27 protein-coding genes and 1 pseudogene are annotated in these 26,144 nt (G+C 32.8%); 21 read left to right on the top strand and 7 right to left on the bottom strand.

Translation table 4 applies throughout. From position 1 onward, the window contains the following. Positions 1-609: 609 nt before the first annotated feature. A complete protein-coding gene (locus tag EXC42_RS01785; protein ID WP_012498267.1) occupies positions 610-1,296 on the bottom strand; it encodes a hypothetical protein in 687 nt (228 codons plus the stop codon). A 481-nt stretch (positions 1,297-1,777) separates the two neighbouring features. Further along, on the bottom strand, positions 1,778-2,197 hold the full coding sequence (locus EXC42_RS01780; protein ID WP_129648886.1) for a hypothetical protein: 420 nt from the start codon (positions 2,195-2,197) through the stop codon (positions 1,778-1,780). A gap of 492 nt (positions 2,198-2,689) precedes the next feature. On the opposite strand from EXC42_RS01780, the gene EXC42_RS06080 reads away from it, so the two are divergent. Beyond that, positions 2,690-2,875, top strand: coding sequence for a hypothetical protein (locus tag EXC42_RS06080; protein WP_012498265.1), 186 nt, complete (start codon positions 2,690-2,692; stop codon positions 2,873-2,875). 202 nt (positions 2,876-3,077) lie between these two features. Here the strand turns inward: EXC42_RS06080 and EXC42_RS06075 are convergent, their stop codons facing one another. From EXC42_RS06075 to EXC42_RS01760, 3 genes are all read right to left on the bottom strand, one after another. Further along, positions 3,078-5,075 carry a S41 family peptidase gene (locus tag EXC42_RS06075; RefSeq protein ID WP_012498264.1) on the bottom strand — a complete coding sequence of 666 codons (1,998 nt, stop codon included), beginning with the start codon at positions 5,073-5,075 and terminating at the stop codon, positions 3,078-3,080. A gap of 247 nt (positions 5,076-5,322) precedes the next feature. Then, the gene (locus EXC42_RS06070; RefSeq protein ID WP_129648882.1) at positions 5,323-11,172 is read right to left on the bottom strand and encodes an SGNH/GDSL hydrolase family protein; all 5,850 of its coding nucleotides are present in this window, start codon (positions 11,170-11,172) and stop codon (positions 5,323-5,325) included. 15 nt (positions 11,173-11,187) lie between these two features. Next, positions 11,188-12,759: a TrkH family potassium uptake protein gene (locus tag EXC42_RS01760; protein ID WP_129648879.1), complete on the bottom strand. Its 1,572-nt coding sequence runs from the start codon at positions 12,757-12,759 to the stop codon at positions 11,188-11,190. Between the two features lie 299 nt (positions 12,760-13,058). On the opposite strand from EXC42_RS01760, the gene EXC42_RS01755 reads away from it, so the two are divergent. Beyond that, entirely contained in the window at positions 13,059-13,316 is a 258-nt protein-coding gene (locus EXC42_RS01755; protein WP_012498261.1) for a hypothetical protein, read from the top strand. 102 nt (positions 13,317-13,418) lie between these two features. Here EXC42_RS01755 and rpmE read toward each other — a convergent pair whose 3' ends face one another. Beyond that, complete coding sequence (rpmE, locus tag EXC42_RS01750) at positions 13,419-13,634, bottom strand: 50S ribosomal protein L31 (protein WP_012498260.1); 216 nt, start codon at positions 13,632-13,634, stop codon at positions 13,419-13,421. Positions 13,635-13,708: 74 nt separating this feature from the next. Beyond that, on the bottom strand, positions 13,709-16,090 hold the full coding sequence (locus EXC42_RS01745) for a phosphoketolase family protein (protein WP_012498259.1): 2,382 nt from the start codon (positions 16,088-16,090) through the stop codon (positions 13,709-13,711). Between the two features lie 406 nt (positions 16,091-16,496). Here EXC42_RS01745 and rpsJ point away from each other — a divergent pair, with 406 nt between their 5' ends. From rpsJ to rpsE, 19 genes and pseudogenes are all read left to right on the top strand, one after another. After that, a complete protein-coding gene (gene rpsJ / locus EXC42_RS01740) occupies positions 16,497-16,802 on the top strand; it encodes a 30S ribosomal protein S10 (RefSeq protein ID WP_012498258.1) in 306 nt (101 codons plus the stop codon). A gap of 96 nt (positions 16,803-16,898) precedes the next feature. Then, positions 16,899-17,717: a 50S ribosomal protein L3 gene (gene rplC / locus EXC42_RS01735; protein ID WP_012498257.1), complete on the top strand. Its 819-nt coding sequence runs from the start codon at positions 16,899-16,901 to the stop codon at positions 17,715-17,717. After that, complete coding sequence (rplD, locus tag EXC42_RS01730) at positions 17,717-18,499, top strand: 50S ribosomal protein L4 (RefSeq protein ID WP_012498255.1); 783 nt, start codon at positions 17,717-17,719, stop codon at positions 18,497-18,499. Before rplC ends, rplD begins: the two co-directional genes overlap by 1 nt. Further along, positions 18,499-19,044, top strand: coding sequence for a 50S ribosomal protein L23 (rplW, locus tag EXC42_RS01725; protein ID WP_012498254.1), 546 nt, complete (start codon positions 18,499-18,501; stop codon positions 19,042-19,044). The genes rplD and rplW overlap by 1 nt, the downstream gene beginning before the upstream one ends. A gap of 93 nt (positions 19,045-19,137) precedes the next feature. Further along, positions 19,138-19,983 (top strand): 50S ribosomal protein L2, encoded by an 846-nt coding sequence (rplB, locus tag EXC42_RS01720; RefSeq protein WP_012498253.1) that lies wholly within the window; start codon positions 19,138-19,140, stop codon positions 19,981-19,983. Next, a complete protein-coding gene (gene rpsS, locus EXC42_RS01715; RefSeq protein WP_129648876.1) occupies positions 19,983-20,258 on the top strand; it encodes a 30S ribosomal protein S19 in 276 nt (91 codons plus the stop codon). Before rplB ends, rpsS begins: the two co-directional genes overlap by 1 nt. Position 20,259: 1 nt before the next feature. After that, positions 20,260-20,643: pseudogene (gene rplV / locus EXC42_RS01710) on the top strand (50S ribosomal protein L22); the annotation flags it as partial. 251 nt (positions 20,644-20,894) lie between these two features. Next, positions 20,895-21,638, top strand: coding sequence for a 30S ribosomal protein S3 (gene rpsC, locus EXC42_RS01705; RefSeq protein WP_012498250.1), 744 nt, complete (start codon positions 20,895-20,897; stop codon positions 21,636-21,638). Continuing rightward, positions 21,616-22,068 carry a 50S ribosomal protein L16 gene (rplP, locus tag EXC42_RS01700; protein ID WP_012498249.1) on the top strand — a complete coding sequence of 151 codons (453 nt, stop codon included), beginning with the start codon at positions 21,616-21,618 and terminating at the stop codon, positions 22,066-22,068. Before rpsC ends, rplP begins: the two co-directional genes overlap by 23 nt. After that, positions 22,068-22,334, top strand: coding sequence for a 50S ribosomal protein L29 (gene rpmC, locus EXC42_RS01695; protein ID WP_012498248.1), 267 nt, complete (start codon positions 22,068-22,070; stop codon positions 22,332-22,334). Before rplP ends, rpmC begins: the two co-directional genes overlap by 1 nt. After that, positions 22,334-22,618, top strand: a complete 285-nt coding sequence (gene rpsQ / locus EXC42_RS01690; protein WP_012498247.1) for a 30S ribosomal protein S17 — start codon at positions 22,334-22,336, stop codon at positions 22,616-22,618. Before rpmC ends, rpsQ begins: the two co-directional genes overlap by 1 nt. Next, entirely contained in the window at positions 22,611-22,979 is a 369-nt protein-coding gene (rplN, locus tag EXC42_RS01685) for a 50S ribosomal protein L14 (RefSeq protein WP_012498246.1), read from the top strand. Before rpsQ ends, rplN begins: the two co-directional genes overlap by 8 nt. A 2-nt stretch (positions 22,980-22,981) precedes the next feature. Further along, entirely contained in the window at positions 22,982-23,320 is a 339-nt protein-coding gene (rplX, locus tag EXC42_RS01680) for a 50S ribosomal protein L24 (protein WP_012498245.1), read from the top strand. A gap of 18 nt (positions 23,321-23,338) precedes the next feature. Beyond that, entirely contained in the window at positions 23,339-23,902 is a 564-nt protein-coding gene (rplE, locus tag EXC42_RS01675; RefSeq protein ID WP_012498244.1) for a 50S ribosomal protein L5, read from the top strand. 16 nt (positions 23,903-23,918) lie between these two features. Further along, the gene (locus EXC42_RS01670) at positions 23,919-24,104 is read left to right on the top strand and encodes a type Z 30S ribosomal protein S14 (RefSeq protein WP_012498243.1); all 186 of its coding nucleotides are present in this window, start codon (positions 23,919-23,921) and stop codon (positions 24,102-24,104) included. Between the two features lie 2 nt (positions 24,105-24,106). Continuing rightward, the gene (gene rpsH / locus EXC42_RS01665) at positions 24,107-24,520 is read left to right on the top strand and encodes a 30S ribosomal protein S8 (protein WP_012498242.1); all 414 of its coding nucleotides are present in this window, start codon (positions 24,107-24,109) and stop codon (positions 24,518-24,520) included. A 7-nt stretch (positions 24,521-24,527) separates the two neighbouring features. Further along, complete coding sequence (gene rplF, locus EXC42_RS01660; protein WP_012498241.1) at positions 24,528-25,067, top strand: 50S ribosomal protein L6; 540 nt, start codon at positions 24,528-24,530, stop codon at positions 25,065-25,067. A 19-nt stretch (positions 25,068-25,086) separates the two neighbouring features. Further along, positions 25,087-25,434, top strand: coding sequence for a 50S ribosomal protein L18 (gene rplR / locus EXC42_RS01655; RefSeq protein ID WP_012498240.1), 348 nt, complete (start codon positions 25,087-25,089; stop codon positions 25,432-25,434). Continuing rightward, on the top strand, positions 25,434-26,138 hold the full coding sequence (gene rpsE / locus EXC42_RS01650) for a 30S ribosomal protein S5 (protein WP_012498239.1): 705 nt from the start codon (positions 25,434-25,436) through the stop codon (positions 26,136-26,138). The genes rplR and rpsE overlap by 1 nt, the downstream gene beginning before the upstream one ends. Positions 26,139-26,144: the final 6 nt, after the last annotated feature.

Below are 26,144 nucleotides of genomic sequence, written 5' to 3'. Positions count from 1 at the left end.
AAAGCATGTGTAGCGAAATAGTGCTTTTTAAGCAAAGTAATGCGAGTCATTTTACAAAAAAAAAAAAAAACGCACAAAGTGATGCTATTTCACCATGTGAGTGCATATTTAATAGAATTTTTTAGGTTTTTTAAAGCAATAGCAAAACCGAAGATTTTGTAAAATAAGAATTTACACACTTTATCTTTGTTTAAAAATAAAGTGCCTCAAGATATCAATAAAAAATATAAGTTTTACGAAAATGATCTATAAGTTATGAAAATTGTAGTTGATTATGTAGTTATTAAACTTAATAAAGATAAGTTAATAAATGAAAAAATTGCTATTATGAACTTTTATATGTCCTATCGCTAGAGCGATTAGAAAGTTATTAAAAAGCTAGTTTTAATAATTAAATTAATTCTATAACAAGATAAACAATATACAAAATATTAGCTGAAAACCTAGTTTGTAAATGTGCCAACACATTTAAATTAAAAAATAGAAGGCTAGCAATAAATAATTAAGCCTTCTATTTAATTTGATTATTGTTATATGCTGCACTTTATATTGCGCTATAAAAGCAACAAATAGTTCATTCTATATGATATTTAAATTGAATAAAGAAAATTATTCAATTTCTTCGCCGTTTTCTATAACTTTGATAGTTTTGATATATCCTACTGTAGTTTCACCATCTTCCGTGGTTTCGCCATCTTCTTCTGCATTATCTTCAGGTTTTGGATCAGCAGGTTTTGGATCAGCAGGTTTTGGATCAGCAGGTTTTGGATCAGCAGGTTTTGGATCAGCAGGTTTTGGATCAGCTGGTTTAGGGTCCGCAGGTTTTGGATCAGCAGGTTTTGGATCAGCAGGTTTTGGATCAGCTGGTTTGGGGTCCGCAGGTTTTGGATCAGCTGGTTTAGGGTCCGCAGGCTTTGGATCAGCTGGTTTAGGGTCCGCAGGTTTTGGATCAGCTGGTTTTGGATCAGCAGGTTTTGGATCAGCTGGTTTAGGGTCCGCAGGTTTTGGATCAGCAGGTTTTGGATCAGCAGGTTTTGGATCAGCTGGTTTAGGGTCCGCAGGTTTTGGATCAGCTGGTTTAGGGTCCGCAGGCTTTGGATCAGCAGGTTTTGGATCAGCAAGTTTTGGATCAGCTGGTTTAGGGTCCGCAGGTTTTGGATCAGCAGGTTTTTCTTTAGGATCATCTTCTTTTTTTGCAACATCTTCGCAAGAAGCCGCAACGACTGAAGTTGCAAATAGAGTTGTTCCTAAAACACCAGCCAATAATAAGCTAAGCGCTTTTTTAGATTTTTTCATTATTTTTTATGAATTCCTTTTCTAATTAATTAGTTTTTACATGGATAAATATTTATTTCGGAGTTACTTGTTTCAACAAATCCCAAGTAACAAAGCCATTTTACAAAAAAAAAAAAAAAGCCCAATTTGGCAAAAAATTGGCTTATTATGCAATAAAAATGGAATAAATAAGGTTTTTTATGAAATTTATTTTTTGCTGGCTTATTACATGAATTTAGTAAAAAGAACAACTTGCCATCTAATTTTTGTAAATAAATTAATAAATCACCCTAATAAATGCATTAGTTAGACTACGAGTGTTTAACTAATTTATACTAAGTGTTATTTAATTAGTGGCAACAACTCTATATAAAATAAAATAAGCATATAATTAAATTAGTTTTGCTATTTAGAGCGTCTAGGAATATGCTTTTTCTTATTTATAAAAAACCAGATCTTATTTCCGGCTTTTTATTGTCTATTTTGAATTAAATAATAAATATTATTTTCTTGCTAAAGAACCTTGAGTTGTAGTTTCTGTAGAGTTTACGTCTTCACTATCTGTAGTGCCTTCTGTAGAGTTTGCGTCTTCACTATCTGTAGTGCCTTCTGTAGAGTTTACGTCTTCACTATCTGTAGTGCCTTCTGTAGAGTTTGCGGTTTCGCCTTCGGTAGTATTTGAAGGATTGCTCTTTGTAGATTCTTCAACATTATTTTTCCCAGGCTCTTCAAGTTTCTTAGACTCATCAGATTTTGGATCAGCAGGTTTAGGCTCTTCAGGTTTTTGTTTTTGATCTTCTTTTTTTGGTTCTTCACTTTCAGGTTTCTTAGACTCTTTTGGCTTTTTCTCGGTATTATCGCAAGAAGCTGCTACGACTGAAGTTGCAAATAAAGTTGCTCCTAAAGCACTAGCTAATAACAAACTAAGCGTTTTTTCTAGATTTTTTCATTATTTAGGTGAATTCCTTTTCTAATTAATTAGTTTTACGAATAAATATTTATATCTTTAGTTACCTTATCCAAGTAACAAAGCCATTTTACAAAAAAAAAAAAAAAAGCCCAATTTGGCAAAAAATCGGTTTATTATGCAATAAAAATGGAATGAATAAGGTTTTTTATGGAAATCGCGTTGTATTTTATATTTAATACCATCATTTAAAAAACTAGAAACGGGCAATGTTTAATAGAATCTTTATAATCCTTTGGCACTTCTTTTATTTTAATTAGAGTTAGAAAATTTCATATTAATATTTACTTATCTTTGTTGAAACTTTTGAAATTTTATTACTATTCATTAAAATTAGGCCATAGTTCTAATGTTTTTAATTTCAAAAATAATCTAGAAAATAAAAAACTTCTTTAAATTTAGAAAAATCTCAATAAAAATATTACATTTGGTTTGGGGGTGATAGCTATGAGCAAAAATGCCAAAAACTCTAATGATCAACGTTCTAACTCAATGAACCCAAACAACCAAGCTTGCAAATGTTCGAAGAATAACAAAGCTAATCAATGCAATCCAAATAATCGAACTCACAAAGCAAGTGTTGATAATAGAGCAAACCAAACGAATCCTAACAATTCAAAAACTAAAAAGTAATTGTTTGGATTAATGAAGTAGGTGCCTTAAGCGCCTGCTTTTATTTTTTGTAGTGTTTGCTTAAATTTAACATATCTAGAAAATAGCGATCCAAAATATTTTTTTACCCTTGTAAAACAAATATAATAATTTTGATATTAAAAAATATGCTTGATTGGCTTTTTGACCATCTAGCATATTTTAATAAGAGAGATCTTATTAATTACTTATTTGTGCGGTTAATAGCTTCTACAATTTTTTCGTCATTATAAAAATCTTCGTAAGCTAATGGGATGTCAGCTTCGGTACCGCTTTCAATTGGCACTCACTTAGTTTCGCCGTTTTGATATTTTTCTTTAATAACAGCAACATATGTTGAAGACATTCGCATTGCTGTGCCATCAGCTAACGCTAATGGGATATCTTCAGCCATGCCGCCACCGGTTCTTTGACCAATAACTTTTGCAAGTTTTTGGTTTTGGACAAGAGCAACAAATTGTGACGCTGCTGAGAAAGTTGGTTTTCCAGCTAGTACATACCAATTGAATTCTAAATGACCGTCATTATCATCGATTTTGCCATCGCCGTTAGTATCAATTCGTGCACCATCTTCATATACTTTTTGACTCGCAATGTCATAGTCTCACATATAAACTGGCTTTTTGGTCATAAATCCTAAGGTTTTTTGGACAACAGGGATATCGCCACCACCGTTTAATGATAAATCAAGAACTAAATTTTTGATTTTTACTTTGTTTTTAGGATCGTTGTTATATTTTTTGACTTCCTCAATCACTTTTTTCATTTTAGCATGTGTGTCATATTTTCATGGTGTAGGACTAGCCAACTCTTCTTTGGTGCCTACTGAAAAGCCAGGAATATCAAAGATAGCCGTGTCACCTTTGACATACATGATCTTTCCATCACTACGATACTTTTTTCATAGTGGACTTAGTATTCTCCGGGGATCAGAAGGATCCGGTTTGGCATTTTTACTAATTTCTTCACGCAATTTTTCTGCATATTTTTGATCGCTAGGAGCGTAGTTATTAGGGCTAGCTAAATTACTATGAGCATCTTTTAAACTTGAAATAAATTCATACATGCCCTTAAAGTTTTCGTAAGGATCTAGCGAAAGAATTTTCTTTTTGATATCTTCGGTCATAAATTCTTTATAACTTTTTACTTTATTGTGTTCTTTTAGACCGTAAAAATAATCAAACATAAAGTATAGTTGATTTAAGACATCTTGACGATCCTCTAGCGTTTGTGGCTTGCCATTTAGTGGTGACTCTGCTCGTAGCTTACGCATCTCGCCCCGGTTATTTCTTCAATAATCAACACTATAGAATTGTTTGCCATCAAAATAAGTTGAAGTGTGATCACGGTAATTAATGCCAATAAACAAAACTGCAAAAATTGCTCATGGCATTAGTAGTTGTTTTTTGTGATATTTAATGTCAAACCCATATTTTTTAAGGTCAATTAAAAATCCTTTGCCATTATTAAGATCGTAGGTTTTATAATCCCCTTTGTGAATAAACTCGTTACGATCTTTATTATCTTCAGTGTTAGTGAATAAAAAGAATTTGATGCTGCTTATTCAAATGGTTTGATTCGCTCAATCAATTACCATTTTGTGTTCAAAATTAGGACCAGAGTAATAAGTGATAATGTTTTCTTTTTGATTCACTTCGCGTTTTAAGGCTTTTAAATTATAAAAGCCGTCTAATGTCTTAATAAATTCCTCAACATCGACATATAGCCGGCTTTTATTATTAACATAATAGCCGTATGCTTTAGTAGCGGGTACGCTATATGGCATATTAATGTTTTTATACCCGTATTCTTTGCGCTCAACTTTTTCAGCGTCATGGTTAACTTCTTCAATATCCTTAAAACCTGTGACTTCTTTAGTGATTCAATAAGGTTGATCGTTTCTATCAACATATGAAACCTTATAAGAAACAAAAAGACGATTTCCATGTACTCTAAGCTCGTCAATTTCTACTTTGTATTTTCTTCGATCAATATTGCTAATGACCACATCCTCTTTTTTAACTTCACGAGCCAATTTGTTTTGCTTATTAATAACATCTACCTTGCTATTATTAGCTGCATCTGCTAGAGTCATGTTTTTGCAAGACACAGAAACAACAGCTGGGCTAACTGCTACTCCAAAGCCTACTACTGTTAATAGCAGTTTTGATATTTTTCTCATTAAATCTCCTTGTCAATAAATTCAATGCCACGAAGATGTGACATAAAATGTTCTATAACTTTTTATTACTAAAAATTTAAAAAGCAAATTTCATCAATTAATAATTAATTAAAAAATCCCAAATTTAAAGTTTTTTTGCCTTAGAACAAAAATAGCAATTTTTCAAAATACATCACTTAATCCAATCAAAGGCAAACAAAAAGACACTTAGATTAATGTCTAAATGCCTTTTTTAAGAATATTTTTATTAAACTCATTCTTTGACTTTATCAAGTCCGCTGTATGATGATTTTGATGTGGCGTTATTTAATTTCATAAATTTGCCATATCCGCCTTCTTTTATAGTAAGAAGCACATATTCTTTTTTACTAATGTCGTTTTCAGCGCCATTTTCAGTCACTTTATATTTGAATGGTTTAAGTTTATCTTGTTCTTTTTCATTATAACCGCTTGAATTAATTAAATACATAATTGAATCAGGAGTGTAATTTTCTTCTTCATAATAAGTATAGGTGCTTGAGAAAAATCATTTACTCTCATATTTAATGTAATAGTTATTAAACTCATTTCTAATTTTTGCATCGGTTAAGTAACGTTGCATTCCTTGGAATTTTGAGTTAATATATGGAATTCATTTTAGGTTAGTACCTTCTTGAAGCTCTCATAAGATTGCACGAGTACCTTTGTAAAGAGTAATAAAACCTTTTTCTCTATCTTGTGTTAACGTTTCTCGACCAAATGCTTCAAAAATACTATAGTTAACTAATGTAACAAAACGATAAAGCGCTTTATAAGATTCTGTTTGCGATCTTACTTTGAATTCGGGATTTTTATTATTTTCATCCTTGTTAAATTCGGAAGTTAAAAGTTTATAAAATGTATCAACTATTCTTAAATAATCGACTGATTGGTTGACATCATTTTCGTTTTTATTTTTATCTTTACCGCCACTATCAGAATTACCCTCATTAATAAATCTGTTTAATGTTTGCATATTAGTGCGTTTTGATTTATCGGGATCTTGGTTAATGTTGCGTAAAAGATTATAAATTGGTGATTTTTCAAAATTAGCTTTACCCAAGATTAAATTCAATAGTTTAACAAGTTTTTCACCATTAATTGGTTTGTCACCATCACCAATGTATTTTGCCAAAACAAAAGCATCGTTAAAGGTAAAGAAGTTTTGAATATTCTTTCAAGTTTCGTTTAGTCATGATAAACCACTCGCCATATCGAATTTCTTAACACCGTTTTCTACTTCGGTGAGCATTCCTTTAATAACTTTGGTTTTAAAAAACTCATCATCTAACATTTTTTTAGCCAATTCTTTAATTAGCTCAATTGCAAATGTTTTATCTTGCTCATCAGTGTTTTCTAACACTAAAATATCTTTTAGCTTATTTCAAACAAAATCAACTAAGTCATTATCTTCAAGGAGTTTTTTAACTAAAGAAGTAATACTTTCACCAATTTCGCTTTTTATTTTAGAAATAAAATCGCTAATTACTTCACCTAATTTTTCACCTTTAAGTTCGCCACCAAATAATCCTTTTTCTAGAACTTTTTTAATTATTTCTTTTAACGAATCTTGTTCATTTGTAATTTTGTCAATCACTTTTTTAATATCATCGCTACCAAAGAATTGATCACCTAAATTTTTAGTGTCTAATGACTTTAGTTGGTTAGTTAAAATATCTCTCAATCCTTCGCTAAGATCGTTGAGGATCGTATCCTTTTCACCATTTAAATCAGCAAAGGTTTTGCTTACAGCCTTTAGGCTTTGAGTAGCAACACGATCTAATTCTTTAAAAAATTCTTTTCTACCATTTTCATCGCCACCTCTTCATTTATCGCTTAGTTGAACACCATTAGCTTTGTCAGAGGATTTAAGATGAGGAATTAAGACGACATATAATTTGAAAGGTGTGCTTAATTCTTTACCAATATCTTTGGCATCTCCTTGCGTTTTAAGCAATTCTACTATTTTATTTATTTTTGTTTCATCTAGGCTTTTTAGCAGCCCAGTTAAAGTTTTTAGCTCTTTAAGAATATTTTCGAATTTGAAGGCATTATTCTCATAAATTTTAGCTTTTAAAATAGCGTCCTTGATTGATGAAACTATTGCTTTTAAAGTAGGTTTTCCTTCTTCGGCAACCAAAGTCTTTAAAAATCTTTTAACAAAGCTAGTTAGATACTTTATATCATCTTCTGTTAGTTTCAAACCAAGTTTAGAATTAAGGGCAGTAAAAGTATTTTTAGCAATCATTTTGATATTTTCTTCATCTTTTAAGAAAGCGGTAAGAAGTTTTTCAACTAAATCTTCTGGTTTGATTTCTTCAATTAATTTTTTAAATATGTCATTATAATCATATTTTTGAACTTCAAGACCATGTTTCTTGACATTTTCTGCTAAAAGATCTAATGATTTATCTAATAGTTTTTTAATGATACTTTCATTCTTAATTACACCTAAAGTTTCGGCAAAGCCTTTGGCTAATTTTTGAATTTCTTCATCGCTTAGTTTGAAGTATTTTTCGTGTTTTTTAGCAACTAATTTAAGTGCATATTTAATTAAACCTTCAAGTTGGCTTTGATCAAATAAGTAGCTATTAGTAAATTCGGTTGCAAGATCGCTTAATGGTTCTTTTGCGTTTGTGATGATTTTTTCTAAAAGGTCGTTGATAGTTTTAATATTTTTAAAATAATCGGCTTTACCAAAAAGACTCTTGATTAATTCTTTAACTTTAGGTTGATATTTTTCTTTCCAATTATTAGACAGATGTTTATCTAGCGAATTAATTAATTGTGAGATTTGTTCTTTTAACTCAGGATCTTGAATGCCGTCTAAGCCAATACCTTTCAATGCTTGAGAGATTAAGTTCGGTAAGTTTAGACTATTTAAAATATAGTCAATGTTAGCTTCATTTCCAAATAATAGTGACATCACTTCCATTAACTCACCAACGCTAAGGTTGCTATCTTCTTTGTCTTTTTCTTTGGCTAAGAATAAATCAAAGATTTCTTTAGCAATGTTTGGATTTTTAGTTAATGAAACAAAGTCACGCATTTCTTTTTCGTAGTATTTTGCTCATTTTTGGAAATCATCAATTTCGCTGTAGTCAATTTTCTTTGAAATATCAGTTATCTTTTTGGTTAGTAATTCAAAGAAAGAAGTTTTAGTAAGATTTGCAAATCATTTTTTAATTACCGTTTTGATTTTAGCTTTATTCTCTTCAGTAATGTTTGCACCTGATTTTTTAGTTAAAGCTCAAAAAACAGTATAAAGTTTTTCTCAAAGTTGCTCGTCTTCAGCTAATGAAGTAAACAATTTTTGAACATAATCAACAAGGCCATTTGTTTCAGCATTAGCCAGGATTTTACTAATAAATTCGTGCAAGCCACTACTAAAAGTATAATCTTTACCATTTTCAATAATATTTTTAAGAATTGATTTTACGCTTGTAACAAGTTCTTTTTTACTAATTGAAGTAAAAATTGCTTGGTATAGTTCCTTAGAAAATTCTTCAATGCTTTTACCGCCAAGGTCTTGGGCACTTATTTGTAGTGAAGTTAGTAATGAAGCAATGGGCCCACTAAATAAACTTTCGCCTAATTTACCAATTAGTTGATGAGTACCGCCATCTTTGTCTAAGGTGCTATCAATAAGATAATTTGCAATTTCACTAATTAGTTCTTTTCCTTGCGTGCTTAGGCTATCATCCTTATTTTCTAGAATGTCTTTAATAAATGAAATAACACTTTTTCTAAAATCTTCGTTAGCTAAATCAATTAGATTGTCAGGGCTTAGAAAATCTTCTTTTTTAATAAATCATAGTGTTAGTTCTTTTAAACCTTTTTTAAACCTAGTAGCGTCTTTTTCTTCTGATGGCATAAAACTCATTAGTTTAAATAAAACTTCGTGTTGTTCATTACTTTCAGCTTTGAAAAGTTTAGGACTAAATAATTTGTTTAAGAAGCGATCTAAAACCTTAGATTTGGTTGTAACATGATTGTTTTCATCAAAGGTTTCTAAGTATGAATCAACTGCTAATAATAATAGTTTGTCAACATCGCTAAATTTGTCTAAATTATGAATTAATGAAGTTAAGTAGTATAAAGCATCTTCGCTTATATCTTCACCTATTAGTTCTTTAAGTTTAGCCTTTAGATCAAATTTATTAGCATTGTTCTTCATTCATTTGATTGCTGATAGCGTTAGATTTTTAATTTCGTTCTTACTTTCTAAAAGTACTTTTCTAATAAAGTCATTAACACTGCCAGTGAAATATTTACTTGGGTCGCTAGTTACTAAATCAGCAATTTTCTCAAAAATTTGATCAAGTGAGTTCTTAAATTCTTTATCCTTAAGAATTTCTTTATCTTTACTTATTAGAGTAATATTAGAAACTAAACTATTTGAAATGACTTTGAGTAGGCTCTTTGTAAAAGCTTTATTACTATTGTCTTTAATAAATGGGGTTTGGAAAAACTCTTTTAGGATTTCGTAAAAAGCCGAATAAGAAGTTAAATTTTGTTTGACAAGATTTTGCAAGTCACTAATGCTTGCTGATGTATTTTGCAATTTCTTATCAAATTCTTCATTGATCTTATTAAAGGCCTTATCGAGAGTTTTATTATCCAACAATGCGTTAACAAAAGCAATTAGTTTTTCTTTATTACCATTTTCTTTAATAAGGGCTTGTAAAGTCTTGCTAATTTCAGGATAATCATTGGTTTGAATGCCTAATAGATTAAAGATTTTTAGCGCAAAACTAACAATTTCTTCATCTGAGTAATTAGTTGCACTTGAAAATAAAGCTTTTAGCAATGATGTGTAGTTTAAAGAATAACGATTTTTTTGGGCTGCTTTAAATTGTCTTTCATTAATAGTATCAGTTTCAAAAGGATAACTCTTGTTAAAAGTTAAGCTATTAGCATCAGTTATTGAGCCAATAATCTGACCTTTAATGACACTCGCTGCCTTAGAAAAATCAAATACTTGGCTGCTTTGACTATCAAGTGGTGATTTAATTAGTTTGCTATAGTCGCTTTGCGAAAGTGCCATTTTCATAAAGACATCTTGTGCTAATTGTTTTTGACCAAGCAAATTAGGAGTTTCTTCACCAAATCCATAAGATAGCCGTTGTGAATTTCTTTCAATTAGTGCTTGATTGTTGAAATTAAAGTAGCCAACACCATTATCTTTAGCAACATCTTTGATTGTGCCATTGATTGCCTCGGCGATTTGGGTTAGGTAATTAGTACCAAAATGCTTTTCAAAAATTCTGCTGTATTTTAGAAATGGCGCGTAGTATCCAATTAAATTAATATTGGCATCTTTGTTTAATAGCCTAATTTGTGCTAAAAGACTATTGTAATTAGTTCTAATTTCAGCTTTTTTAGCAACGATTTTACTAATGATTGCTTCAATTTGTTTTTTATCTTGCTCTTTAGTTTCGTTAGTTGAATTCATCATTAGCCAAAATAGTGCACCTAGCTCTTCTTGACTAATAAAATCATGAAACCCTAAAGAAAGCGTTAAAAGATTAGCTTCTTTGACTTGCGAAATGAAAGAAGTAAATTGGTTATTATTAGGGCGGAAATTGTTAAATAATTTTTGGATTTTTTGGGAGTTTTTTGAAAGGGCTGAGTTAGTTTGGAGATTCCTAGTGGTATTTGTTGATTTTCTTTCGCTAAGGTTTAGTAAATACTTTCAATCATCAATGGTTGTATTAACTAGTCCATAGTTATTATATGATTCTAGGTAAGTTTGCTTATCGCCTAATGTTGCAATGGCATTAGCAAGATAAGATGCAAAAGAAAGTCCGTGAATTTTTTTAGTTGACTTATCGTAGTAATTATGAATTGAAGCATCACCGTTTAGTTTGCTTCCAGCCGTAAGTTCATCGCCAAGAGCGGCGTATTTAACACCGCCCTTAATTAGGCTTTGATTATTTTTATTATTGGGATTTTTTTCTTTTGGAGTGTAGGGATTGTTTTGATCTTGCTTTTTGTTACCACAGCTAATTGCTAGCGGCGAAATGGCAAAAATAACAGAACTTGCTAGAACAGCAATTAATTTATTATGTTTTCTCATAAGACTCTTCTTTCTTTATCCAAGCGTAACATCTTCGTAAATATATGAGTAGTATTCAGCTTTGCGATTTCTATTTCCTCAAACTAAAACAGTTTGTTGAATTCCAAGTTGACCAATAAACATATATAGAATAAAAATAAGTTTTGCTCAAATATTTAAATGCGAAGTTAATCCGGTACTTAGTCCACTACTTCCGAAAGCTGAAGAGATTTCAAAAAATGCGTGAACTGCCGTGAATTGTTTTTTAGTTCAATCAATTTCGTTTGTGCCATTTTTTAAAGTCACATGATCTGATAATGAAAAGGTTAGCAAAGTTCCCATGAAAATTAAAAAGGTTCCAATAGCGAAAATCGTAATAGCCTTTATTAGGATTTCTTTACCAATTTGTCGCTTAAAGGCAACAATACGTTTTCTTCCGCTAATTGTGCTAATAATGCTTAGGAAAATAACAGCAATAGTAATATTTCTAATTCCTCCAGCTGTTGACGCTGGCGAAAAGCCAATAAACATCAAAAGTCCATGAAGCATTAAGGTTTGCTGAGTGAAATGATAATAATCAACGGTTGCAAAACCTGCCGAACGAGTTGATGTAGTTTGAAAGAAGATTGCAAAGAGTTTAGGAAACGTTCCGTAATACGCTCCTTGGTTTCAAAACGAACGACTATTTTTCGCAGTTGCCTCAAAGATTAAGGTCATAAAAAAACCAATTAAAGTAACACACGCATAAGTAATAAGAGTTAACTTAGTAAAAAGGCTAAAGCGATGACGACGGGCGTTTTTTTTTAAACTTTTAAGTTTGCATCAAATATCATAGATCACTGGATAACCAACTCCTCCGATAAAAAAAAGAATCATCGTGAAAAATTGTAATAAGTAATCTTGATAATAAGGGTTAAGACTTTTTTTACCAATGATGTCAAAACCAGCATTGTTTAGCGAACTAATGGCATGAAAGATTCCGTATTTTAGTGACAGAGTCAAATTGTGATAAGGATTTCTTTCGGCTAGCTCATAGGGATTAAAAACATTTTCATCAGTAGTACTATTAGCAAGGGCATTATCAAATTTGCCATGCGGGCTAGTATAAAAAAATATCGTAAACAAAATCGATGATATAAATAGCGTAATTAAGAGAATGGTAATTGAAACTTTGATAATTTTTTTAGTTTCACCAACGGTATCTGCCCCGCGTTCGACTTGGGTGATTTTACTATTAAAAATTGATAATCTAAACCCAAATAGACCTTGAATGATATAGACTTTTAGACTAAAGATTCCAAATCCACTAACGAGAATACAGATCGCAATAATCGCTTGACCAAACTCATTAAACGCATATCCGATGGGGAGGGATGTTAGACCTGTATCACTTGAAGCCGAAGCTGCTAAAAATAAGGCATCAGAATAATTAAAATCTGGCTTAATAGTTTTTAAATTAGCGGTGTGAGTCGCTGGTCAGTAAAGTAGTAAAGAACTTAGGACAACAAAAATCAAGTAAATCATGAAGATGTACTGTACAACGGCAATTTTTTTAAAGAAGCGAAATAAAAAGTTGCTCCCCTTTGCGTTTTGACTCTTGCTTTTCATTAATATAATATTCTACACTTTTTTCAAAAAATGTCAATTTCGCTTGCTAGTGCAAATAAATAAAAAGTCAAATAAACCCGCTTTTAGTTCTTGATAAAATGTCAAAAAGTTCGCAAAATTTTGATTAATATAAAAAAATCGCCCAAATTGCCTACTTTCTAGCGTTGTAACTAATGCGTTTTTTAAGTTTAAAATTAAACTTATTGATTCTAAAAGAACATTAGTTTTCCTAAACTTTTCCTATCTTCTAGTAATATTTGCATTCTTTGCGTTACATTTAGAGCAGGAGGTAAAATGAAATGAAGGCATTTAAAAAAATGTCATTAAATCAAATTAAGAAATACGAAGGTGGATTTGCGATAACAACGCTAATTAGTACAATTTTTTCTGGTATTTCGTTGGGCGTTGGCGCACTAGCAACTTTGATGGGCGCCATTAAAAGTGTCCAATCTCCTAAAGGAGAAATTAAAACAAAAAGCGGAAACTCAGTTAAATGAGAAAGCAGTTCATCGTCAAATAGTAATAAAAGCTTAGGCGCTATTTACTATGTAATCTAGTCCATAGGATGACAATCTTACCATCATATATTTAATTAAAAACATTAAACATAAAAAAATCAAGGTTCTTAATTGGCCTTGATTTCCTTAATATGATTAGTTTTAAGCAGAAGTTTTTGATTTTTCTAGAATTTTGTTAAATCTTTCAACACGTCCACGTGCTTTTACAGTTGAACGATCGCCAGTGTAAAAAGCGTGGCAGTTAGAACAAACATCTAGAGAAATTTTTTCTACAGTTGAACCAAAAATATGTTCTTTGCCACATGAAGTACATGTTGCTTTGACTTCTTTAAAATTTGGATGAATTTCTTTTTTCATATGTACCTCGTAATGAAATTAACTCTTATATTCAAAAATAACTATGAAGGATTTTAACACAATTAAAGTTTTTTTTATTTAATTGGTTTTAGGTTTGTTCATTTTCAATTGACAACCTCTGGAAGATCGTAGCCATATTCACGAACATAACTAGTGTGTTCTTGCAGTTTACTGTCCATTTTTTTTGCAAACATTTCGCCATCTTTGCCAAGTGCTGCTATTGCGGCGTCTTTAGCGATATGGAAACGATCCATATGACTTAGTTGACGGATGTCAAAACTAGTAGTGATGTCGCCATTTTCACGATAACCATGTGTAATTAAATTATGGTTGTGACGATCAAAGAAAATGTCACGCAACAACCCTTCATAACCATGAAATGCAAAAATAATTGGTTTATTTTTAGTGAAAATTTGATCAAATTCTTCGTCACTAATGCCCCGAGGGTCGTGTTTTGGACTTTTTAGTTTTAATAAATCAAGCACATTAACAAATCGAATTTTTAGGTTAGGAAATTCCTTGTTAAGAATTGAAATTGCTGCTAAAGCTTCCAGGTTAGGTTCAACCCCAGCGGCGGCGAAGACAACATCGGGTTCTTCATTTTTTGAAACATTTGATGCTCAATTAATAATTTTGTAGCCTTTTTGTACAAGTTCGCTTGCTTCTTCAACTGAATAGAATTGTTCACGTGGTTGCTTAGAAGCGACAATTAGATTAATAACGTTGCGGTCTTTTAAGGCTTTTTCCATAGTTGCTAATAAACAATTAGTATCAGCTGGTAGATATTCGCGAATTAGTTCAGGACGTTTATCGGCTAAGTGCCCTAGAAGTCCGGGATCTTGGTGAGTGTAACCGTTATGATCTTGTTGAAAGGCAGTTGAAGTAGCAATAACATTTAATGATGGAAAATCTTTTCTTCAAGGAAGTTCAAGTGATTTTTTCATTCATTTCATGTGTTGGGTAAGCATCGAGTCTACGACTCTTAAAAAAGCTTCGTAACTAGCAAAAACACCATGTCTACCGGTAATTACATAACCTTCTAAGAAACCTTCGGCTTGATGTTCACTTAATTGAGAATCAATTACTCTGCCTTCTGGTGACATTCATTCATCGTAAGTAGGAGCAATTTTTTCTAGTCATTGACGCTTAGTAACATTAAAGACTGCATTCATTCGATTTGATTTGGTTTCATCTGGTCCGAAGATTCTAAAATTGTCTTTATTTAAAGTAATAATTTCAGCAAAATATTTTCCAAGTTCGATCATATCTTGCCCTTTAATTTGTCCTGGTGTTTCAAATTTAGTTGCAAATTTTTCTCAGCTACTTAACTTAAGCGTGCGAGGATTTATTCCACCATTAGTGATTGGGTGAACCGCCATTCTTTTTAGACCCTTAGGTGCTAAAGCACGAATCTCTTCAAGAATTTTGCCATTTTTATCAAATAACTCTTCTGGGTGATATGAAGTTAGTCAAGCTTCTAGTTTATCAATATGGGTCATATTTAGAGCATTTACTGGTATAGGAACTTGGTGGGCTCTAAAACTTCCTTCAACAACTTCACCATTTCAGTCTTTAGGTCCAGTTCATCCTTTAGGGGTACGCACAATCAACATTGGTCATACGGGGCGGGTCGCTTCTGAAGCTTTGTGTTTTCTAGCACTAGCTTGAATCATTTGAATTTTTTCAATTGCTTCATCAAGCTTTTTCGCCATTAATGGATGCATTAGTTTAGGATCATCGCCCTCAACAAATAATGGTTCTCAGCCCAACCCTGAAAAGTAATTTTCTAATTCTTGATTACTTTTGCGACTTAAAATTGTTGGATTAGAAATTTTGGCACCATTCAAGTGAATTATTGGTAAAACAGCACCGTCATTTACTGGATTAATAAATGAATTTGAGAATCATCCAGCCGCTAAAGGACCAGTTTCGGCTTCACCATCGCCGATAACAGTAGCAGCAATGACATTTGGATTGTCTAAAATTGCACCAGTAGCGTGACTAAGAGCGTATCCAAGTTCGCCACCTTCATGAATTGATCCTGGAGTTTCAGGAGCGGCGTGACTAGCCGTACCCCCAGGGAATGAAAAGCGTTTGAACATAGTTTTTAGGCCGGCTTCATCTTCAGTGATTTCAGGATAAATTTCGGTGTATGAGCCATCTAAATATGAATTAGAAATCATTACTTGTCCACCATGTCCTGGTCCTTCAATGTAAAACATTTCTAGGTCATATTTATTAATTACTCTATTTAAGTGGGCATAGATGAAATTTTGTCCAGGAATAGTTCCTCAGTGCCCAATTGGATAAATTTTTACGTCATCAGCAACTAACTTAGTTTTTAAAAGCGGATTATTACGTAGATAAATTTGTCCAACACTTAAATAATTAGCAGCACGAAATCATTTGTCAATTAAATTAAAATATTCGTTTGAATCGTAGTTTGTTTTTTTCACATTTGCTCCCTTCTTAGTGATTATGTAAAAAACTTTGCCTAATCATTTTACATGATTTTTTAATAAAGGCCTAATTTAAAATCAACCTTTTTTTATAGTAATTTCTGGTTAGAAAAAGCCTAATTTTTATTAAAAAAACCCTTAATTTTAGGAGTAAAATTATTAGATATTTTGTTAGAAAAATCTTCCTTTTTAAACGCAAAATAACCTTAAAATTTTCGCCCATCCAAGGTTGGGAAATAATAATTTTCATGATATTAGTTATTTTTTAAATAATTCGCTATAATTAATAACGCAACTACGACATTGAAACATAAGGTTACGATACGCCGAGCTTAGTTGTTCACCTCTCGTATCGACAATTTATGTGGAGTTAGTTCAAAATCAATGAACAAGGAGAACAAACATGAAATTAGAAATTAAAATCAAAGCATTTGATGCATTTTTAGTTGAAGATGCAGCTAAGAAAATTGTTACTCTAGCTAAGGCCGAAAAAGCTGAAGTGTCAGGACCAATCCCTTTACCAACTCATAAAGAAATTGTTACAATTTTGCGAAGTGTTCACGTTAACAAAAAATCACGTGAACAATTTGAAAGCCGCACCCACAAGCGACTAATTGTTTTGACTAAAGTTTCAGAAACATTAGTTGATAAAGCAAAAAGATTAGAACTACCTGCTGGTGTTCAAATTAGCATCAAATCTACTAAGTAACCCTTGGTGGAATTTTGTTTTTATTTGAGGATTTTTACACCTCGTTAAAAACGTAAAAATGACCTTAAAAATTTATTCTTTATGAAAGGATCGAGCATGAAAGGAATCTTAGGAAGAAAAGTTGGAATGACACAACTATTCACTAACGAAGGTATTTTAATCCCCGTTACAATCGTTGAAGTTAAACCAAATGTTGTTACTAAAGTTCTAACTGTTGAAAAAGACGGATACAGCGCAACACAACTGGCAACAGAAGATAAAAAAGCGTCACAAATCAGACGTCCTGAAATCAACAAATTTAAACAAGCAAATACAACACCTAAGCGATTCGTAAAAGAAATCCGTAATATGACAGGATATAGCTTAGGTGATACCATTGATGCATCACTTTTCCAAGCTGGCGAAATAGTTGATGTTACGGCGATTTCTAAAGGTAAAGGTTTTGCCGGAACCATTAAAAGATGAAATCAACACATCGGACCTAAATCACATGGTGGTGGTGGTGGATCGCAACCTTTACGTCAAACTGGATCAATCGGTGATATTTCTGGGAACAGAGTTTGAAAAGGTATGACTATGCCAGGACACCTTGGTTCTGAACAAGTTACCATTCAAAACCTAGAAATTGTTAAAGAAGACCCCGCTAATAACATGTTAGTAATCAAGGGATCAATTCCCGGGGCAAAAGGTGCTTTAGTTGTTATTAAAAAAGCAATTAAAACTTCACACAAAAAAGAAGCAGTTCAACTATTGAATCTAAAAGAAGCTTTAGCCAAAAATGAACTTTTTGAACAAGCTAAAAAATACAATGTTGAATTAAACATGCAAATGTCAATAAAAGAAATGCAAACATTACTTGATGAAGCAATTAAGAAAGCAGAAGAACAAAAACAACCAGAAGGAGAAAATAAATAATGGCTGAAACTAAGAAAACTTCAACTAGCAAAACTTCTGAAATGAAAAAAACTCCTGCCAAAAAACCTGCTACTTCATCACAAGCACCTAAGAAAATGACATCTGCAAAATCACAAACTCCTAAAACAACCAAACCTGCTGCCAAATCAACAATGACCCCTAAAGTTCAAAAAGTTGAACCAAAGGCAACAGTAAAATTTGATAGCACCCTTCCAAAAAGTGTTTTTGGTTTAGAAAAACCTTACAATCAAGCTGTTTTTGACACAATTTTGTCTGAAAGAGGAGCAAAACGTCTTGCAACTCACAAAACTAAAACTCGTGCCGAAGTTAGTGGAACTGGTAAAAAACCTTGAGCACAAAAAGGAACTGGTAATGCTAGAGCCGGATCAATGCGAAGCCCAATCTTTGTTGGCGGTGGAAGAGTCTTTGGCCCAACTCCAGAACGTAATTACCATCTAAAAGTTAATAAAAAAGTTAGAAAAAATGCCTTATTTACTGCTCTTAGTGCATTAGCAGCATCACAAGCGGTATTAGTAAAAGACATTATGATGACTAAACCTTCAACTCGGGACATGTTAGTGGAATTAACCAAAGAAAAACTTAATGCCCTAAATTATGTGTTAATTGTTTCAAATGATGAAAATGTTTATTTATCAGCAAGAAACTTACCAAATGTTGAAGTAACGAGAGTAACAAGTTTATCAGTTGAATCACTAGTTAGAGCAGATGCTTTAGTGATTAGCAAAGAGAGCATTGAATGATTAGAAAGGCTGGCTAAATAATGAATATTAACGAAGTAATTAAATATCCAATTCTTACTGAAAAATCAGAGCTTTCACGTTCAAATGGCAACATTTATACTTTCGCAGTTGATCGTCGTTGCAACAAGGTTGAAGTTAGAAAAGCAGTCGAATTCATCTTTGATGTTAAAGTTCTAAAAGTAAACATTGTTAACTACGACAAAAAACCAGCAAGAATGGGTCGTTTCCAAGGATTTAAAAACGCCCTTAAAAAAGCTTTTGTTTATTTAGCTGAAGGATCAAAAATTATTCTTTTTGAAGACGAAGCTAAAGAAGCCTTAAAAGAACAAAAAGCCGAACTAAAAGCTAAAAAAGCTTCAGAACCAAAAGAAATGACTGAAGTTGAAAAAAGAGCAGCAGCTAAAATCAAAAAAGCTTCCGAAGCTAAAGTAGTTAGCGAATCTAACGAGGAAGCACCAAAAGTAGCTGATGCACCTAAAAAAGTGGTGAAAAAAACGGCTGAAACTCCTAAAAAAACCACAACAACTGTTAAAAAACCAGCAGCTAAAACTAAAGAAGATGAATAATCGCATTTGCATTACCTATAAATGCGACTGTAAAAAGTAAATATTTTTCTTAAAAGAAAACAATATTTTTAAGAAGAGGAGAAAGAAATTATTATGGCAATTAAAAAATTTAAAGCCTATACCAATGGTCGCCGTAATATGTCATCTCTTGATTATCAAGCTAATCTAAGCGGACATCGTCCTGAAAAGTCACTTCTAGTAGCGCTTCCTACTCATTCAGGTCGGAACAATCAAGGGAAAATTACAACCCGTCATCACGGTGGTAGATTGAAAAGATTTTATCGTCTAGTTGATTTCAAAAGAAACAAAGATGATATTCTAGCCACCGTTAAAACTATTGAATATGACCCAAACCGTTCGGCAAATATTTCATTAGTAGTTTACGCAGATGGGGAAAAAAGATATATTATTAGCCCCAAAGGTTTAAAAGTTGGTCAAAAGATCATCTCAGGAGAACAAGTAGATATTCAAATCGGAAACTCACTTCCTTTGAAAAACATTCCTGAAGGTACTTATGTTCACAACATCGAAATGCAACCAAAACAAGGTGGAGTTATCGCTAGATCAGCCGGTAGTTCTGCACAAATCTTAGGTAAAGATGAAACTGGTAGATACATTATCCTAAGACTTAAATCAGGTGAAGTTAGAAAAATCCTAGCACTTTGTCGTGCTACTGTTGGAGAAGTTGGTAACGAAGAACATTCACTTGTGAATATTGGAAAAGCTGGCCGTAATCGTCTAAGAGGAATTCGTCCTACTGTTAGAGGTAGTGCGATGAACCCTAACGATCACCCACATGGTGGTGGTGAAGGACATCAACCAATCGGACGTAAAAGTCCAATGACTCCATGAGGTAAAAAAGCCTTGGGAGTAAAAACTAGAAAAACCAAAAAAGCATCAAACCAATTCATAATTAGAAGAAGAAAGGAAAGTAAATAATGGCTCGTTCACTTAAAAAAGCACCTTTTGTTGATGACCACTTAATGAAAAAAGTTGTTGCCATCTTAGAAAACAAAAGCCCAAAACGTCCAATTAAAACTTGATCAAGACGTTCAACGATTTATCCCGATTTCATTGGTTTAACTTTCCAAGTTCACAACGGTAAAGCATTTATTGATGTCTTTGTAACAAATGACATGGTTGGACACAAATTAGGCGAATTTGCCCCTACAAGAACATTCTCAGGACATGGCGCTGATAAAGGAAAGAAATAATATGGTTCAAGATATTTTTTCAAAAAGCGCAGTTGCTTCAGTAAAAGCGCAAAGAATTAGTCCACGTAAAGCAAGACTTGTTGCTGACTTAATTCGTTACAAAACTGCTACCCAAGCTTTGATCATTTTACAAACTACAAATAAAAAAGCTTCAGGTATTATCCTTAAACTACTAAATTCAGCAATCGCTAATGCAACCAATAATAATGGCCTTGATGCAACTAAACTTGTTGTTACCGAAATTCTAGTTAATGATGGTCCTACTCTAAAAAGATACCAACCTCACTCAAGAGGACGTGCTTATCCAATTCTAAAAAGAACTAGTCACTTCTTTATTCGTGTCTCAGAAGTTTCACTTCCTAGTGTAAATGAAATGACCAGTAAAGAAACCGTGAAAGAACCTGCTAAAAAACCTTCCGCTAAAGTTGAAAAACCAGCTGAAGCCAAAGCACCAAAGCAAGAAACTTCAACCAAAAAACCAACTACTACAACTGAATCAAAACCAAAAACTTCAAAAGCGCCTGCACAAAAACAAGCAGCTAAAGTAGCAAAACCAGCTGCCGAAGATACCAAAAAACCAGTTAAAAAATCTACTACAACTACAAAATCAACTAAAAAAGAAGGGAGCAAATAACTATGGGTCAAAAAGTTAATCCAAATGGTTTTCGCTACGGCATTACCAAAGCGCATAACAGTGTTTGATATGCTGATAAAATGCAATTTGCTTCTCACTTATTAGAAGATCAAAAAATTTATGATTTCTTTGATAAAAAAGTGCGTCAACTACAAATTGGTAACGTTCAAATTAAAAGAAATCAAAATGGTTTAATTCTAATTTATGTTTACACCGCTAAACCCGCAGTTATGTTGGGAACAAATGGTGAAAACATTAAAAACCTAACCAAAGATCTTCAAAAAATCTTAAAAAATAAAAAAGCAAACATTTCAATTCAAGTTATTGAACTTAAAAAACCTGATTTAAATGCTCGTCTTCTAGCTGAAGATATTGCCATTAAATTAGAAAACCGGGGCAGTTTTAGATTAGCACAAAAATTTGCTATTAAAGCTGCTTTAAAAGCCGGAGCTAAAGGAATTAAAACTTCAGTTTCAGGCCGTCTAAATGGTGTTGATATGGCTAGAACCGAAGGATATAACGAAGGTGAAATGAAATTGCATACCCTAAGACAAGATGTTGATTATGCTGCTACTACAGCAAAAACAACTTACGGAATTCTAGGGGTAAAAGTGTGAGTTTCATTAGGTGAAATTCTTAGCGATGAACAAAAAGCTAAGCAAGAAGAAATGGACCTACTAAACGCACCAAAAGATAGAAGAGTAAGAAGGGGCGGTGAAAGACATGCTTCAACCAAAAAGAACTAAACATAGAAAAATGTTCCGTATCCGTCACGATAAAACCAAAGCACACCGTAACAATACTGTCACTTTTGGTGAGTTTGGTCTAAAAGCGACTTCATCAGCGTGAATTAGTGCTCGTCAAATTGAAGCTGCTCGGATCGCTATTACTAGAAGAATGGGTCGTGAAGGAAAGGTTATTATCAAAATTTTCCCTCATATGTCAAAAACTAATAAACCAATCGGTGTTCGGATGGGGTCGGGAAAAGGTAGTCCTGATCAATGATTCGCTGTTGTTAAAGAAGATACAGTGATGTTTGAAGTTATGGGCAATGCATCTGATGTTATGAAAGATGCCCTAAGACTTGGCGGTCACAAACTACCGGTAACTTGAAAAATTGTTACTCCAGCACCTAAAATGGTTGAAACCAAACCTGAAATGAAAGGAGAAATGTAATGCAATATTCTGAACTAAAACAAAAATCAATTAAAGAACTTGAAAAAATGTTAGCCGAATATCGTGCAGAACTATTCTCGCTTCGTTTCAAAAATGCTACTCGTCAACTTGATCAAGTTCACAAAATTGATTTAGTCAAAAAAGACATTGCGCGCACTTTAACCGCAATTAACGAAATTAATCGTATGACTTCACAACAACAAGCAAATCCAACCAAAGAAACTAAAAAAGCAGCTAAAAAAACTAGTAAAGGGGAAGTTAAATAATGGAAAAAGTTATTAGAGAAAACCGTCGTAAAAGTCAAATGGGCGTAGTAATTAGTACTAAAAATGACAAAACTATTACTGTGCTAGTTGAAACTTACGAAAAACACCCACTTTATGCAAAACGTTTCAAAAAATCAAAGAAATTTGCTGTTCACGATGAACTTAATCAAGCTAAAGTTGGCGACGTTGTTAGAATTCAAGAAACTCGTCCACTTTCAAAAACCAAACACTTTAGATTAGTGGAAATTAAATCTCATGGTATCGGAGGCTCAGAAAATGCTTAGAGAATTCTCAAGATGTAACGTTGCTGATAATTCTGGTGCTAAAGAAGTCATGATTATTAAAAACTTAGGTGGCTCAATTGTTAGAAGTACTAACATTGGCGACGTTGTCGTAGTAACTGTTAAAAAAGCTATTCCTCATGGCTTTGTTAAAGAAGGACAAGTGCTAAAAGCTGTTATTGTTAGAACCAAAAGAGGATTAATGCGGGAAAATGGTTCGCACATCCGTTTTGACGATAATGCTGTTGTATTAATTAAAGAAGATGGCACTTTAAGAGGAACCCGGGTATTTGGTCCGGTGGCAAGAGAACTTCGTGATAAAGGTTATTTAAAGATTATTTCATTAGCACCGGAGGTATTGTAATTATGTCACAAGCAAAAATCCGTAAAAATGATTTAGTCTTAGTAATTTCAGGTAAAGCCAAAGGTAAATTCGCCGCTGTTCTTGAAACTAATCGTAAAAACCAAACTGTAACCTTAAAAGAAGTTAATGTCAAAACCAAACACCACAAACCTTCGCAAGAAAATCAAGAAGGTAAAATTGAAAAAAGAGAATTTCCAGTACATATTTCTAATGTTGCTTATTTACTAAAAAAAGGTGCCCAAGGCCAAAAATCTTTAGGTACTAAGATTGGCTGAAAAGTTGATCCTAAAACTTCAAAAAAACAACGTGTGATGAAAAAAGTTAATAAGGTAATTCAATAGAAAGGACAAAAAAGTATTATGGCAAAACAACAAAAGTTAGCACTAGAAGTTAAATATCAAAAAGATATTCGCCCAGCGCTTGTAAAAGAATTTGGCTACACTTCAGTAATGCAAGCTCCTCGTCTAGAAAAAATTATTATTAACATGACCGCAGGTAATGAAGTTTCTAACTCAAAAGCAATTGAAGAAGTTATGGCTGAACTTAGCCAAATTACTGGACAAAAACCATTTCAAACTAAAGCTAAAAAATCTTTAGCTTCATGAAAATTACGTGAAGGTATGCCTATGGGTGGTAAAGTTACCCTAAGACGTGACCGCATGTGATCATTTCTAACTAAATTAATTGAAGTTGCTTTACCTAGAGTAAGAGACTTCAATGGTACTAGCCTAAAGAGCTTCGATGGTCGTGGCAATTATGCTTTAGGTATTAAAGAAGAAATCATTTTCCCTGAAATTTCATTTGACAAAATTCGTAAATTAAAAGGAATGGACGTCATTATTGTAACTAGTGCTAAAACTGATAAAGAAGCTTTAGCATTACTAAAACACTTAGGCATGCCTTTTGCAAAGGTCCAATCATAAAGGAGATATAGAATTTATGGCACGTAAATCATTAATGGTTAAAGCAGAACGTCAACCAAAATTTAAGGTAAGAAAATACACAAGATGCCAAATTTGCGGTCGTGTTCATGCTGTTCTTCGTAAATATAAAATCTGTAGAATTTGTTTCCGCGAACTTGCCCACGAAGGTAAGATTCCTGGTGTAAAGAAAGCGAGCTGATAATTATGGCAATTATTATTGATCCAATCGCTGATATGTTTGTAAGAATGAAAAACGCCATTTCGCGTAAATATTATGAAGTCACTTTACCACATTCAGCTAAAAAAGTAAAAATCCTAGAAATCTTTAAAAAAGAAGGCTACATTAGCGACTTTGAAGTTCTTACCAATGAAAAAAGTACTTTTAAAGAAATTAAAATAACTTTAAAATACAAAGGTATGAACCAAAATCAATCAGCAATTTCTGGTATTAAAAGAGTTTCAAAACCAGGTCTAAAAGTATACTCATCTAGTGAAAAACTTCCTCGGGTATTGAGTGGCTTTGGTACAGCAATTATTTCCACTTCAAAAGGTCTTTTGACTGATAAAGAAGCAAGAAAGGCAAATGTCGGCGGTGAAGTAATCGCATTCATTTGATAAGAATCATATGTCAAGAATCGGAAATCGTATTTTAAAAGTACCAGCCAACACTGAAGTCGTTATTGAAAACAATCACATTACAGTTAAAGGTAAACTAGGAGAACTTCATTACAGCTTTTCTTCATTAATTAAAGTTAATTTAGAAAATGGCGAAATTACAACTGTTAGATCAAACGAAGAAAAAACTACAAAACAACTACACGGAACTACAAATGCTATTATTAAAAATATGTTAATTGGTGTGTCTGAAGGTTACAAAAAAGAAATCGAAATTAAAGGGGTAGGATACAAAGCTACTCTTAAGGGAAATGAAATTGAAGTGATTGCTGGATATTCGCATCCAGTGACCCTAGCACTTCCAAGCAACTTAAAAGTTGAACTACCAAAACCAACCAACATTATCATTTCAGGAATTGATAAACAAGCCGTTGGAGAATTTGCTGCTAATTTAAGAAAAATCAGAAAACCAAGCCCATATTCAGGCAAAGGTATTATGTATAAAGATGAACAAATTCGTCGTAAAGAAGGAAAAACTGCTTCTAAGTAGTTTATAAGAGGTAAGAATAATGCTTTCAAGAAATCAAAAACGTCAAGCTAAACACTTAAAAATTACTAATAAGCTAAAAAAAGGCTCGGCAAAAGTGCCTCGTGTATGTGTCTTTAAGTCACTACACCACTTCTATGCTCAAGCTATTAACGACGAAAAACATATTACCATCGCTTCATTTTCAACAAAACAATTAGCAGAACCAAAAAACAATATTGAAGCAGCTGGTTTGGTTGGCAAAGAATTTGCAAGCAAACTAAAAGCTGCCAAAATCCAAACTATCGTATTCGATCGTTCAGGATACATCTACCACGGAAAAATTAAAGCATTTTGTGAAGCCTTAAGAGCAGAAGGGATTAAATTCTAATGACTAGTCAAGATAACATTAAAGACATTCTAGAAAAGGGTAAAATCCCAACTAAAGAAGAAGCTAGCGCCGCTGTTAAAGCTAAAAAAGCGGCTCCTACTAAAATAGTAGCTGCTAAAGAAACTTCAACAAATGCTCCTAAAACCCGTGAAAACGCTACAAAAGACGGCCAATCACGCCCTCATCGTAGTTTTTCAAAACCTCGTCAAGATTTTAGAGAACACCCTGAGTTCGAAGAAAAAGTTGTTGACGTTGCCAGAGTAACGACCGTTGTTAAAGGTGGACGGCGTTTCTCATTCTCAGCATATGTCGTTGTTGGGGATAAAAAAGGCAAAGTTGGCTTTGGCCATGGTAAAGCTAACGAAGTACAAGATGCTATTAAAAAAGCTGTGAAAGATGCACAAAAAAATATCATTGTTGTACCAATCATTAAAGGAACCATTCCTCACGAAATTAAAGAAAAATTCGTGGCCTCAAAAGTTCAGCTGCGTCCTGCACCTAAAGGAGCTGGAATTATTGCAAGTGGAACTGTTAGAGCCGTAGTTGAATTAGCAGGATATACTGATATTTCTACTAAAACCTATGGTTCAAGAACAAAACAAAACATTGTGCAAGCAACAATTAATGCCCTTAAAAAGGTTAGAACTGTTGAAGAAATTGCCAAATTACGTAATGTTGACGTAAAACACTTACTAGAAAAATAAGGAGGA

The organism is Metamycoplasma arthritidis (assembly GCF_900660715.1).
Classification (GTDB): domain Bacteria; phylum Bacillota_I; class Bacilli_A; order Mycoplasmatales; family Metamycoplasmataceae; genus Metamycoplasma; species Metamycoplasma arthritidis.
Note: the sequence above shows the minus strand (reverse complement) of the source record. Positions and strands in the feature narration are given on the sequence as shown.